The 12,611-nt window shown below is 70.3% G+C and carries 9 protein-coding genes; 6 read left to right on the forward strand and 3 right to left on the reverse strand.

All coding sequences use genetic code 11. From position 1 onward, the window contains the following. The first annotated feature begins 16 nt into the window (after positions 1-16). On the forward strand, positions 17-352 hold the full coding sequence (locus A5700_RS02440; RefSeq protein ID WP_068069352.1) for a Zn-ribbon domain-containing OB-fold protein: 336 nt from the start codon (positions 17-19) through the stop codon (positions 350-352). A 9-nt stretch (positions 353-361) separates the two neighbouring features. On the opposite strand, the gene A5700_RS02445 is transcribed toward A5700_RS02440, so the two are convergent. Then, positions 362-2,527, reverse strand: a complete 2,166-nt coding sequence (locus A5700_RS02445; protein WP_068069347.1) for an acyl-CoA dehydrogenase — start codon at positions 2,525-2,527, stop codon at positions 362-364. A gap of 131 nt (positions 2,528-2,658) precedes the next feature. Then, positions 2,659-3,417 (reverse strand): SDR family NAD(P)-dependent oxidoreductase, encoded by a 759-nt coding sequence (locus tag A5700_RS02450; protein WP_068069342.1) that lies wholly within the window; start codon positions 3,415-3,417, stop codon positions 2,659-2,661. Positions 3,418-3,530: 113 nt separating this feature from the next. Here A5700_RS02450 and A5700_RS02455 point away from each other — a divergent pair, with 113 nt between their 5' ends. The 4 genes from A5700_RS02455 to A5700_RS02470 are packed head-to-tail and all read left to right on the forward strand — an operon-like array spanning position 3,531 to position 9,604. Further along, positions 3,531-5,072, forward strand: coding sequence for an ATP-dependent DNA ligase (locus tag A5700_RS02455; RefSeq protein ID WP_068069468.1), 1,542 nt, complete (start codon positions 3,531-3,533; stop codon positions 5,070-5,072). 36 nt (positions 5,073-5,108) lie between these two features. Further along, the gene (locus A5700_RS02460) at positions 5,109-7,379 is read left to right on the forward strand and encodes a carbon starvation CstA family protein (RefSeq protein ID WP_068069338.1); all 2,271 of its coding nucleotides are present in this window, start codon (positions 5,109-5,111) and stop codon (positions 7,377-7,379) included. A 9-nt stretch (positions 7,380-7,388) separates the two neighbouring features. After that, the gene (locus tag A5700_RS02465; protein ID WP_068069335.1) at positions 7,389-8,915 is read left to right on the forward strand and encodes an Hsp70 family protein; all 1,527 of its coding nucleotides are present in this window, start codon (positions 7,389-7,391) and stop codon (positions 8,913-8,915) included. Positions 8,916-8,938: 23 nt separating this feature from the next. Next, positions 8,939-9,604: a nitroreductase family protein gene (locus tag A5700_RS02470; protein ID WP_068069332.1), complete on the forward strand. Its 666-nt coding sequence runs from the start codon at positions 8,939-8,941 to the stop codon at positions 9,602-9,604. 16 nt (positions 9,605-9,620) lie between these two features. On the opposite strand, the gene A5700_RS02475 is transcribed toward A5700_RS02470, so the two are convergent. Then, on the reverse strand, positions 9,621-10,577 hold the full coding sequence (locus A5700_RS02475; protein WP_068069330.1) for an LLM class F420-dependent oxidoreductase: 957 nt from the start codon (positions 10,575-10,577) through the stop codon (positions 9,621-9,623). A 154-nt stretch (positions 10,578-10,731) separates the two neighbouring features. On the opposite strand from A5700_RS02475, the gene A5700_RS02480 reads away from it, so the two are divergent. Then, on the forward strand, positions 10,732-12,471 hold the full coding sequence (locus A5700_RS02480; RefSeq protein ID WP_068069327.1) for a glycoside hydrolase family 15 protein: 1,740 nt from the start codon (positions 10,732-10,734) through the stop codon (positions 12,469-12,471). The last annotated feature ends 140 nt before the right edge of the window (positions 12,472-12,611 follow it).

The raw sequence follows: 12,611 nt of genomic DNA on the forward strand, positions 1-12,611 counted from the left end.
GTGTACTGTATTCGTCGTGCCGGACCAGCCGCTGCTGATCGACTACTGCGATGCCTGCGCGCGCTGGACGCACCCGTCGACCGGCCAGTGCCGCTCCTGCGGCGGGCCGCTGTCCGCGCGCCCGGTCTCGGGACGCGGCACCGTGTTCACCTACACGGTGAACCATCACCCCTATAACCCCGAGATTCCCGTCCCCTACGTGATCGCCATCGTCGAGCTGGTCGAGCAGCCCGGGCTGCGCGTGGCCGCGAACATCGTTGACTGCGAACCGGATTCGGTGCGATGCGGGATGCCAGTCGGGATGCTGGAGGCGCGGGGCGGTGGCGGCGCCCCGCAGTTCGCCCCGGCCTGAGGGTTCCCCCTAGTTGATCAGCGGATCGCGCGGCATGCCCAGGATCCGCTCGGCGATCTGGTTGCGGGTCACCTCCGAGGTGCCACCGGCGATGGACATGCCGCGGGCGCCCATGATCATGCGCCCCGCCAGCGCGCCGGGCCCGTCGGCCAGTGCGACGTCGGGGCCCAGCAAGGCCGCCGAGATCGCGGCCCCGTCCACCATGTGCTCGGCCAGCTTGAGTTTGGTGACGTTGCCCTCCGGACCCGGGCCCGCGCCCTCGACGCTGCGGGCGGCGCGGCGCAGATTGAGCAGGCGCAACGCGTGGTCGTCGGCGAGGAAGTTGCCCACGCGAACGTTGGCCCCCGCCAACTGATTTGGGCGTTGCCGAACCAGGTCGATCAGCGCGTCACCCAGGCCTTCGTAGAACGAGCCGCTGCCGCCGATGCTGACGCGCTCGTTGCCGAGCGTGGCCCGCGCGACGGTCCACCCGGTGTTCGGCTCGCCGACGACGTCTTCGTCGGGGACGAACAGGTCGTTGAAGAACACCTCGTTGAAGTCGGAGCCGCCGGTGATCTGCCGCAACGGCCGGACCTCGACCTCGGGCGCCTTCATGTCGACGATCACCGTGGTGATGCCGGCATGCTTGCGGGCATCGGGATCCGTGCGCACGGTGGCCAGGCCCCGCGCGCAGTAATGCGCCCCACTGGTCCACACCTTCTGCCCGTTGATCTTCCAGCCGCCGTCAACGCGGGTGGCGCGGGTTTTGATGCCCGCGGCGTCCGATCCGGCGTCGGGCTCGGAGAACAGCTGGCACCAAATCTCATCTTTACGCAGCGCCTTCTCCACGAAGCGCTCGATCTGCCAAGGGGTTCCGTGCTGAATCAGGGTGAGGATGACCCAGCCGGTGATCCCGTAGTCGGGCCGCTTGATGCCGGCCGCGCGGAACTCCTCTTCGATCACCAGCTGCTCGACCGCGTCGGCGGCGCGCCCCCACGGCTTGGGCCAGTGCGGCATCCCATAGCCGGTCTCGATCAGCTTGTCCCGCTGCGCCTGCTTGTCCAGGGCCGCGATCTGGGCGGCGTCGGCGTGGATCCGCGTCCGCAGCTCCTCGGCCTCGGGCGGCAGGTCCAGGCTGTTGTCCCGGACGGCACCCGACGCGGTGCGCTCGAACACGTCGGCGGCGGGCGCGTCACCCCCGAACAGCGCCGAGGTCACCAGCGCCCGGCGCAGGTGCAGGTGCGCGTCGTGCTCCCAGGTGAAGCCGATGCCCCCGTGGACCTGGATGTTCAGCTCAGCGTTGCGCGCGTAGGCGGGGAAGGTCAGCGCCGCGGCCACCGCGGCGGCCAGCTGGAACTGTTGCTCATCTTCCCCTGCCGCCCGCGAGGCGTCCCAGACGGCGGCGGTCGCGGACTCCGCGGCCACCAGCATGTTGGCGCAATGATGCTTGACCGCTTGGAAAGTCGCGATGGTGCGGCCGAACTGCTGGCGCACCTTGGCGTACTCGACGGCGGCGTCGACGCAGTCGGACGCCCCGCCCACCGCCTCGGCCGCCAACAGGGTGCGCGCCCGCGCCAGCGCCGAGGCGCGCGCATCCGTCAGGACGTCGTCGGGACCGACGGCGACGTTCTCCAGGCGGACCCGCCCGGATCGGCGGGTCGGGTCCAGGTTCTCCGGCACGTCGATGACAACCCCGGCACGGTCGCGCTCCAGCACTATCACGTCCTCACCGGCGGCCAGGAGCAACAGCTCGGCCAGGCCGGCGCCCAGCACGATGCCGGCGTCACCGTTGACCACGCCGTCGGCCACCTCCAGGTGGCCGCCGAGGCCGACGCCCGCGGTGCCGGTGCCGTCGAGCAAGCCGGGCAGTAGTCGCGACTTTTGTTCGGCGGAGCCGTTTTTGGCGATGACCGCGGAGGCGATGACGGTGGGCACGAAAGGCCCGGGCGCGACCGCGCGACCGAGCTCTTCGACCACGACCACGAGCTCGGGCAGGCCGAAGCCCGAACCGCCGTGCTCTTCGTCGATGTGCAAGCCCAGCCACCCGAGCTCGACGAGGTTCTGCCAGAACGCAGGACGCGTCTCGTCGTTGGCGTCGAGCAGGCTCCGCGACGCCCACCGGGCCTTCTGCGAAGTGAGAAATGATCGGGCGACGCCGGCGAGTTCGCGATGGTCGTCGGTCAGTGCGATGCCCATGAGGACCCCTCCCGGCCCGCCGCGCGGTCCGCAAACGTCGGTGAATGTGACCGCCAGCCCCGCTCCGAGGGGGAGCGGGGCGGCTGGGTAAAGAGTGTACTTAATACCGCGGGCGGGCGACCGCGGGGGCGCTACTTGGGCGCGAACCGCTGTCCGGCGTCCAGCCGCAGGCACTGGCCGTTGAGCATCGGGTTGTCCACGATCGCGGCGGCCAGCTTGGCGTACTCCTCGGGCCGGCCGAGGCGCTTCGGGAAGGCCGCATCCTTGGTGAGCTGCGTGGCGAACTCGTCGGGGATGCCCTGTGTCAACCCCGTCGCGAACAAGCTGGGCGCGATGGCCAGCACCCGGATGCCCACCGACCCCAGGTCGCGGGCCATGGTCAGGCACATGCCCGCCACGCCGGCCTTCGCGGCGGTGTAGGCGACCTGACCGATCTGCCCCTCGAACGCCGCGATGGACGCGGTGTTGATGATGACGCCGCGCTCTTCGTCCTCGGGCTCGTTGTCGGCCATGTGCGCGGCCGCCAGCCGGCTGATGTTGAAGGTGGCGATGAGGTTGAGATCGACCACCGACCGGAAGGATTCCAGGTCGTGCGGGCCCGACTTGGACAACGTCCGCTTGGCGATGCCACCGCCCGCGGTGGTCACGATGACGTGCAGGCCGCCCAGTTGCTCGACCGCGGTCCGCAGCGTCTCCTCGGTTCCGGCGAAGTCGGTGACGTCGACGGCGTGGAACACGCCACCGAGGCCGTCCGCGACGGTCTTGCCGTCGGAGCCTTCGCGATCGAGCACCGCGACCTGGGCACCGCGCGCGGCGAACAGCTCGGCGGTCGCGCGGCCCATCCCCGACGCCCCGCCGATCACGACGGCCTTCTTCCCGTTGATCTCCATCCGGACCTCCCTTTCTCGGGCTTGTCAGATTCCCAGCGATTTGTAACGTTACGTGGGAACGCTAGCGCGTCCGCCCCGGGACCTTGTCGGCGCGCCGTGCCAAGCTGGCAACCATGCTCCTCGGCGATGTGGCGACGACGTCACGAGACGTCGGGGGCACGTCGTCGCGGCTCGCCAAGGTCACCCACATCGCCGGCCTGCTGCGGCGGGCCGCGGCCGAGCCCGACACCGTCGCCGTCGTCGTGTCCTGGCTCTCCGGTGAGCTGCGGCAGCGGCAGATCGGGGTCGGGTGGGCGTCGCTGCGCTCTCGGCCCCCCGCCGCGCCGGAACCCACGTTGACCGTGGCCGGCGTCGACGAAGCATTCACGGCGATCGGGGCCGTCTCCGGCAAGGGGTCGCAGGCGCGTCGCGCCGAGTTGCTCAGCGCGCTGTTCGCCGCCGCGACCGAACCCGAGCAGACGTTCCTGGTGCGCCTGCTCGGCGGCGAGCTGCGCCAGGGCGCACTGGTCGGCATCATGGCCGACGCCGTGGCCGAGGCCGCCGGCATTCCCGCCGTCGCGGTGCAACGCGCCGCGATGCTGGGCGGGGACTTGCCGGCCGTGGCGGCCGCCGCGCTGTGCGGCCCGGGGGCCGGTACGGCCGCCGCCCTGGACGCGTTCACCCTGCGGGTCGGACGCCCGGTCGGGCCCATGCTGGCGCAGACGGCCACCAGCGTCGCCGACGCGATCGAACGCCACGGCGGCGCAACGATATTCGAGGCGAAGCTGGACGGGGCGCGCGTCCAGATTCACCGCGCGGGTGACCAGGTCACCGTCTACACCCGAAGCCTCGACGACGTCACGGCGCGACTGCCCGAGGTGGTCGAGGCCACGCTGGCCCTGCCGGTCGACCACCTGGTCGCCGACGGCGAGGCTATCGCGTTGCGGCCGGACCATCGACCGCACCGATTCCAGGTCACCGCCTCTCGCTTCGGCCGGTCGGTCAACGTAGCTGAAGCCGTTGCTGCACAACCCCTTTCCGTCTTCTTCTTCGACATTCTGCATCGCGACGGCGAGGATCTGCTCGACGCGCCGACCAGCGAACGGCTGGCGGCCCTCGACGCGCTGGTGCCGCCGGCGAACCGCGTGGACCGGCTCCTCACGGGCGATCCGGCTCGGGCGGCCGGCTTCCTGGACGCGACGCTGGCCGCGGGCTACGAGGGCGTGCTCGCCAAGTCCCCGGCGGCGCCGTACCAGGCGGGGCGCCGCGGCGCCGGGTGGCTCAAGGTCAAGCCGGTGCACACCCTGGATCTGGTGGTGCTCGCCGTCGAGTGGGGGTCGGGGCGTCGGCGCGGCAAGCTGTCCAACATTCACCTGGGAGCGCGGGATTCGGCCTCCGGCGAATACATCATGGTCGGCAAGACGTTCAAGGGAATGACCGACGCCATGCTGGACTGGCAGACGGCCCGGTTTACCGAACTCGCCGTGGGCGGCCTCGACGGTTACGTCGTGGCGCTGCGCCCGGAACAGGTCGTGGAGGTGGCGCTCGATGGCGTGCAGAAATCGACGCGATACCCGGGTGGGCTGGCGCTGCGATTCGCCCGGGTCTTGCGCTACCGGGACGACAAGGGCCCCGCGGAGGCGGACACCCTCGACGCCGTACGCGCGCTGTACTGATTCACCGGCGCGACCGTCCGACGATCGTCGTAGGGTTTGACCGTGACTGTGCACGACGACAAAAACGTCAGCTACATCAGCACCCACGAAGACCTGCCGCCCGTCGCGATTGTCGACCGCTCCCCCATCACCACGGCGCACAAGGTCGTCTTCGCCGCCATCGCCGTGGTCGGCGCGGCCGCCTGGGCGGTCATCGCGTTCCTCCGCGGCGAGACGGTCAACGCCGTGTGGATCGTCGTCGCGGCGATCTGCAGTTACATCATCGGTTTCCGGTTCTACGCCCGGTTGATCGAGCTGAAGGTGGTCCGCCCGCGTGACGACCACGCGACGCCGGCCGAGATCCTCGACGACGGCATCGATTACGTGCCGACCGACCGGCGGGTGCTGTTCGGGCATCACTTCGCCGCGATCGCGGGGGCCGGCCCGCTGGTGGGCCCGGTGCTGGCCGCGCAGATGGGCTACCTGCCGTGCAGCATCTGGATCATCGTCGGCGCCGTCTTCGCCGGGGCCGTGCAGGACTACCTCGTGCTGTGGATCTCCACCCGGCGCCGCGGGCGCTCCCTGGGCCAGATGGCGCGCGACGAACTCGGCGCTGCCGGCGGCGCCGCGGCGCTGGTCGGAGCGTTCGTCATCATGGTCATCATCATCGCGGTGCTGGCGTTGGTGGTGGTGCGGGGCCTGGCCCAAAGCCCGTGGGGCGTCTTCTCCATCGCGATGACGATCCCGATCGCCCTGTTCATGGGGTGCTACCTGCGTTTCGTCCGGCCGGGCCGGGTGGCCGAGGTGTCGATCATCGGCTTCGTGCTGCTGATGACGGCCGTGGCCGCCGGCGCCTGGGTGGGCCAAACCTCCTGGGGCGGTTCATGGTTGAACCTGTCCGCGGTGACGGTGTCGTGGCTCATCGTCGGCTACGGTTTCGTCGCGTCGGTGCTGCCGGTGTGGTTGCTGCTGGCGCCGCGCGACTACCTGTCCACGTTCATGAAGGTCGGCGCCATCGCCCTGCTGGCCGTCGGCATCTGCATCGCCCACCCGGTCATCCAGGCCCCGGCCGTCTCCCGGTTCGCCGGCGCCGGCAACGGCCCGGTGTTCGCCGGTTCGCTGTTCCCGTTCCTTTTCATCACCATCGCCTGCGGTGCCCTGTCGGGTTTCCACGCCCTGATCTCCTCGGGGACCACACCGAAGCTGCTGGAGAAGGAAAGCCAGATGCGGTTCATCGGCTACGGCGGCATGCTCACCGAATCCTTCGTCGCCATCATGGCGCTGATCAGCGCCACCATCCTCGACCAGCACGTGTACTTCGCGCTCAACGCCCCGGCCGCGCAGACCGGCGGCACCGCGGCCAGCGCCGCGCACTACGTCAACGGGCTCGGCCTGTCGGGGGCACCGGCAACCGCCGACCAGCTCAACCAGGCGGCGGCCAGCGTCGGCGAGAAGTCGATCGTGTCGCGCACCGGCGGGGCGCCCACCCTGGCGGTCGGCATGTCCGAGGTGTTGCACCGGGTGTTCGGCGGCGCCGGTCTGCAGGCCTTCTGGTACCACTTCGCGATCATGTTCGAGGCGCTGTTCATCCTCACCGCGGTGGACGCCGGCACCCGGGTTGCCCGGTTCATGCTCTCCGACGCGCTGGGCAACCTTGGCGGTCCGCTGGGCAAGCTGCGCAACCCGAGTTGGCGCCCGGGAGTGTGGCTGTGCAGCGTGGTGGTGGCCGCGGCCTGGGGCAGCATCCTGTTGATGGGCGTCACCGATCCCCTAGGCGGGATCAACACGCTGTTCCCGCTGTTCGGCATCGCCAACCAGTTGCTGGCGGCCATCGCCCTGACCGTGGTCACCGTGGTGGTGATCAAGCGGGGCCTGCTCGCGTGGGTGTGGGTGCCGGGAGTCCCCTTGGTGTGGGACCTCGCCGTCACGCTGAGCGCCTCGTGGCAGAAGATCTTCTCCGCCGACCCGGCGGTGGGGTACTGGTCGCAGCACGCCCAGTACGCGGCGGCCAAGGCCGCGGGCAAGACGGCGTTCGGTTCGGCCAAGAACGCCCGCCAGCTCGACGACGTCGTGCGCAACACCTTCATCCAGGGCACCCTGTCGATCCTGTTCGCGCTGGTGGTCGTCATCGTGGTGGCCGTGGCAATCGTGGTCGCGCTCAGGGCGATTCGCGGGGATGGCCGGCCACCGCTGAGTGAGGACGAGCCGGTGCCGTCGCGGCGTTTCGCGCCGGCCGGCCTGATCGCGACCGCGGCCGAGCGCCAGGTGCAGCGGCAGTGGGACGCGCCGGTAAAAAAGGTCGTGTCCCAGCCCGCGGCCGGGTCCTAGAATTGCGCGATGAGAGTCGGTATCGACTTCGGCACCACCCACACCGTCGTCGCGTCCGTCGACCGAGGCAACTATCCCGTCGTCTCCTTTGACGGCGTCGACGCGTGGCCGTCGCTGGTCGCCGCGAACGCCGCCGGGGAGTTGCGCTACGGCGCGGACGCCGCCGCGGTGCGCCACCAGCCCGGGTGGGCGGTGCTGCGGTCGTTCAAGCGCCTCCTCAATGAGGCGGGCCCGCAGACGGAGGTGGAGCTGGCCGGCCGCGGCTACCGGCTGGCCGAGCTGTTCACCGGTTTCCTGACCCAACTGCGCACCGAGTTGCACCGGCGCTCCAACGCGATCCTGGCCCCGGGCGAGGAGATCGAGGCCGCGATCAGCGTGCCGGCCAACGCCTCCAGCGCGCAGCGCCTCCTGACGCTGGACGCCTTCGTGGACGCGGGGTTTCACGTCGCCGCGCTGCTCAACGAGCCCTCCGCGGCCAGCCTCGAGTACGCCCACCGGTACCGCTCGACCATTACCGCCAAACGGGAGTACGTCCTGATCTACGACCTCGGCGGCGGCACGTTCGACGCCTCGCTGCTGAAGATGAGCGGGCACGCGAACGAGGTCGTCGTCAGCGAGGGCATCCAGCGCCTGGGCGGTGACGACTTCGACGAGGCGATCGCCGACCTCGTCGCGGACCGCGCGCCGCTGCGCGGCCTGGACCCCGCCGGGCGGGAACTGCTGCGGGAGGAGTGCGCTGCGCGCAAGGAGGCCGTCGGGCCGCAGACCCGCCGGTTTCTGGTCGACCTCACCGGGATCGACGGCGCGGACCGACCGCCGTTCGCCTGCCCGATCGACGACGTCTACGACGTCTGCGCGCCGTTGGTGGACAAGACGACCGCGTTGCTCGAACGGGTGCTGCGGGATCCGGCCCGCGGCGGCGCCGACGTGGCGTGGTCGGAGGTCGCGGGCATCTACGTGGTGGGCGGGGCCGGCAGCTTCCCGCTGATCGCGCGGATGCTGCGCACCACGTTCGGGGAGAAGCGCGTCAAGCGCTCGCCGCACCCCTTCGCCGCGACGGCGATCGGCCTGGCCGTCTTCCTCGACAAGGAGGCCGGGTTCGCCCTGTCGGAGAGCTTCTCCCGCAACTTCGGTGTGTTCCGGGAGGCGGAGGCCGGCGCCGGCGTCGTGTTCGACCCGATCGTCTGCAAAGACGTGTCCCTGCCGGCCGACGGCCGCACCCCGCTGGTGGTCAAACGCAATTACCGCGCGGCGCACAACATCGGGCACTTCCGGTTCGTGGAGTGCAGCCGCCTGGTCAACGGCCGGCCCGACGGCGACGTCACGCCGTACGACCCGGTCCTGTTCCCCTTCGATCCGGCCCTGTTCGACCGCGAGGACCTCGGGCGCCAGCCGGTCGGTCGCTGGAAGGACGGCCCCGACGTCGAAGAGCGTTACGTCATCGCGCCCGGCGGTGCGGTCGAGGTGACCCTGACGACGCAGCCGGCCGGTTTCAAGCGCACCTTCCGCCTGGAGCGGTACGCGTCGGCCGGCTGACGGCGACAGCGACAATAGAAGGCATGGACCTCTACGACGTCATGCGGACGACGTTCGCGGCTCGCGAATTCACCGAAGATCCCCTGCCCGACGCCGTGCTGGCGCGGATCTTCGACAACGCGCGCTTCGCGCCCAGCGGCGGCAACCGGCAGGGCGCGCACATCACGGTGTTGCGCGACAAGCAGGTCCAACGCCAGCTGGCCGAACTCGGCGCCGACGCCGCCCGCCGCTACTTCGCGCAGGTGCAAGCGGGCGAGAACCCGTGGAATCCGGTCAACCCCCCGCAGGTGCCCCAACACGTCATCGACGAGACGGAGGTCCCGGATACGTTCATCGCGCCGATCGCGAACGCGCCTGTGGTGCTGGTGTTTTCGGTGGACCTCGGGGTGGTGGCCGCCGTCGACCAGGACCTTGACCGGGTCGGGCTCGTCGGCGGCGCGTCGGTGTACCCGTTGATCTGGAACGTCCTGTTGGGCGCGCGCAACGAGGGCTTCGGCGGGACCATCACGACGATGGCGGTGGCGGCCGAGGGCCCGGTCCGTGAGCTGTTGGGCATCCCGGACCGGCACGCGGTGGTGGCCGTCGTGCCGCTAGGCAAGCCGGTGCGCCAGCTGACCAAACTGCGCCGTCGTCCCGTGGCCGAGTTCGTCACCCGAGACCGTTTCGACGGTCCGGCCTTCACCCGGTGAGCCGGCCCGACGACCCTCAGCCGCGCAGCTGCGGCAGCACGTCGCGCTCGTAGATCGCGAAGAACCCTTCCTTGTCCGGGCCGACCTGCTGCACATAGACCTCGTCGATGTCGGCGTCGAGATACTTGCGCACCTGCGCGACGTGGGTGTCGGGGCTCGGACCGGAGGCGATGGTCTCGCCGACCTGGTCGGGGGTGACCAAAGACATCAGCGCCGCGAAATCCTTAGGCCGCGGCAGGATTTGGGCCGACTGTCCGGGCAGGGCGTCATTGGCCCACAGCTTGTGCGCGGCCGCCAGCGCGGTGTCGGGGTCCTTGTCCCAGCTGACCTTGGTGCCGGCCTGCACGGGCTTGTCCCCGCCGCCGGACTCCCGGAATGTCTTGACCAGGTCGGCTTCCGGGGTCACCAACACGAAGCCGTCGCCGATGCGCCCCGCCAGCTTGGCGCCCTGCGGGCCGAAGCCGGAGACGTAGATCGGCACCGGTTGTTCGGGCCGCGTGTAGATGCGTGCCTCCTGCACCTCGTAATGCTTGCCGTGGTGGCTCACCTCGTCACCGCGGTGCAGCAGCCGGATGACGTCGACGGCCTCCTCGAGCATCTCCTGGCGCACTCCCACCGAGGGCCACGGGTCGCCGAGGACGTGCTCGTTGAGCGCCTCGCCGCTGCCGACGCCCAGCACGAAGCGGCCGTCGAGCTGCACCGCGGCGGTGGCCGACGCCTGGGCGAGGATCGCCGGGTGGATCCTGATGGTCGGGCACGTGACCGCCGTGCTGACCGGCAGCGAGGTCGCCTCCGACAACGCCCCGATGACGCCCCACACGAAGGGACTCTGGCCCTGCTCGTCGTTCCAGGGGTGGAAGTGGTCGGAAATCCACAGCGCGTCGAAACCGGCCGCCTCCGCCCGCTTGGCTTGGTCGATGAGCTCCTTCGGTCCGTACTGCTCGCAGGACAGGAAGTATCCGATCTTGGTCATGACCGCCGGTTACCCGCTGGGCGCCGCGCTAAGCGCTGGTGCGCGGTTTACTCCCGTGCGGCGGCGGGAATCCTCGCGTGTGCCGTCGCCCGAGCTCGATCCCGACACTTCCGCTCCGGCCGAATCCCCATATCGGACAGGTGGATTCGCGGCGTTGCGCGATTATGCGCCCATCGGGGACGGGCAGACGGTGGCGCTGGTCGCGCGGGACGGTGCCATCGACTGGTTCCCGATCCCGCATCTCGATTCACCGCCGGTTTTCGCGGCGCTGCTCGACGAGCCCAACGGCGGCCGCCTGGACCTGTCGCCCACGGTGCCGTTTCGCACGCAGCGGCGGTATCTTCCGAAAACCAACGTGCTGGAAACGACTTTCGTCACCGAGTCGGGCAGCGTGCGCGTCACCGACGCGCTGAACATCGGCTTCGGCGGCCGGTTACCGTGGACGGAGTTGGCCCGCCGCGTCGACGGCATCGACGGCGAGGTGCCCATGCGCTGGCGGGTGGCGCCGGGGACGTCGTTCGACTGCATGTCGCCGTGGGCGCGGCAAACACCGCACGGCAAGGTTTTGCGAGCCGGGGCGCTGAATCTGGGGATCTGCCTGTCAGACAACGTCGAGGCCGAGTGGACCGACCAGGCGGCGTGCGGCACGTTCACCGCCACGCCCGGTGAACGCCAACTGATCGGCGTCGTGGCGTCGGACTCCGAACCGCTGATGCTGTCCCTGGCCCGCGACATCGACCAGGGCCTCGACCGCACCATCGACCTGTGGGGCAATTGGTCGGGCCAGTTCGAGTGCACCGGCGACTGGAACGAGGCGGTGCGCCGCAGCGTGTTGTTGCTCAAGCTGCTCATCTTCAGCCCGACCGGGGCGATCGCGGCCGCCGCGACCACCTCACTGCCCGAACGGCTTTCGGGCGGCAAGAACTGGGATTACCGCTTCGCGTGGATACGCGACGCGGCCTACACGCTCAGCGCCATGCGCCGCTTCGGGATTCGCGAGGAGACGCACGCCGCCGTCAGCTGGCTGTTGCGCACCGTGCGCCGCCATGGGCCGCAGCTGGACGTCTTCTACCGCCTCGACGGCTCCGCCCCTCCCCCGGTGCACGAGTTCGAGGCCGCGGGCTGGCGCGGGATCGGGCCGGTCGTCACCGGGAACCGCGCGGACGGCCAGCTGCAGCTGAGCATCTTCGCCGACCTGTTCGACACCGTTCGGCTCTACGTCGACGGCGGCCATGTCCTGGATACCGAGACCGGACACCTGCTGGCCGGCTTCGCCGACCGCGCCTGCGACGCCTGGCGGCACCGCGACGCCGGCATGTGGGAGTTGCCGGAGCAGGAGCACTACACCACCTCCAAGCTGGGCTGCTGGCAGGCGCTGCGCTGCGCGGTGTACCTGGCCGAGCAGGGTCAGATCCCCGGTGATCCGAGCCGGTGGGCCAGCGAGGCCGAGCGCATCCGCGAGTGGGTGCAGCGGCGCTGCTGGTCCGACGAGCTCAACAGCTACGAATGGTTCCCCGGCAGCGGCAAGCTGGACGCCTCGATCCTATTGCACGCCGGCAGCGGCTTCGACCAGGGCCCGCGCATGTCGTCGACCATCGACGCCCTGCGGCGCGAATTAGGTTGCGGGCCTTTGCTGTTCCGTTTCACCGGCGCGCGCGAGGAAGATCACGAGGGCGCCTTCGTCGCGTGTTCGTTCTGGGCCGTGTCGGCCCTGCATCACGTGGGCAGGACGGACGAGGCGCGCAAATTGATGGCCGAACTCGTCGAGCTCACCAACGACGTGGGCGTGCTGCCCGAGATGATCGACACCGACGACGATTCTTTCCTGGGGAACCTCCCCCAAGGGCTGAGCCACCTGGCGCTGATCGGCGCCGCGCTCGACCTGGAATCCTGACCGCTGCGCCCGGGGCCGCTTTCGATTCGCGCCGCCGCGGCACCCGTTCCCGCCACCGGCCCTAACCGCCGGGCGGCCGGGGCGGCGCCACCCGCGCCGCGCGGCACCTCCTCGGGACCACTACGACATGTGCCCGCCTC

The organism is Mycobacterium sp. E1214, assembly GCF_001666755.1.
In the GTDB taxonomy this organism is placed as follows: Bacteria; Actinomycetota; Actinomycetes; order Mycobacteriales; family Mycobacteriaceae; genus Mycobacterium.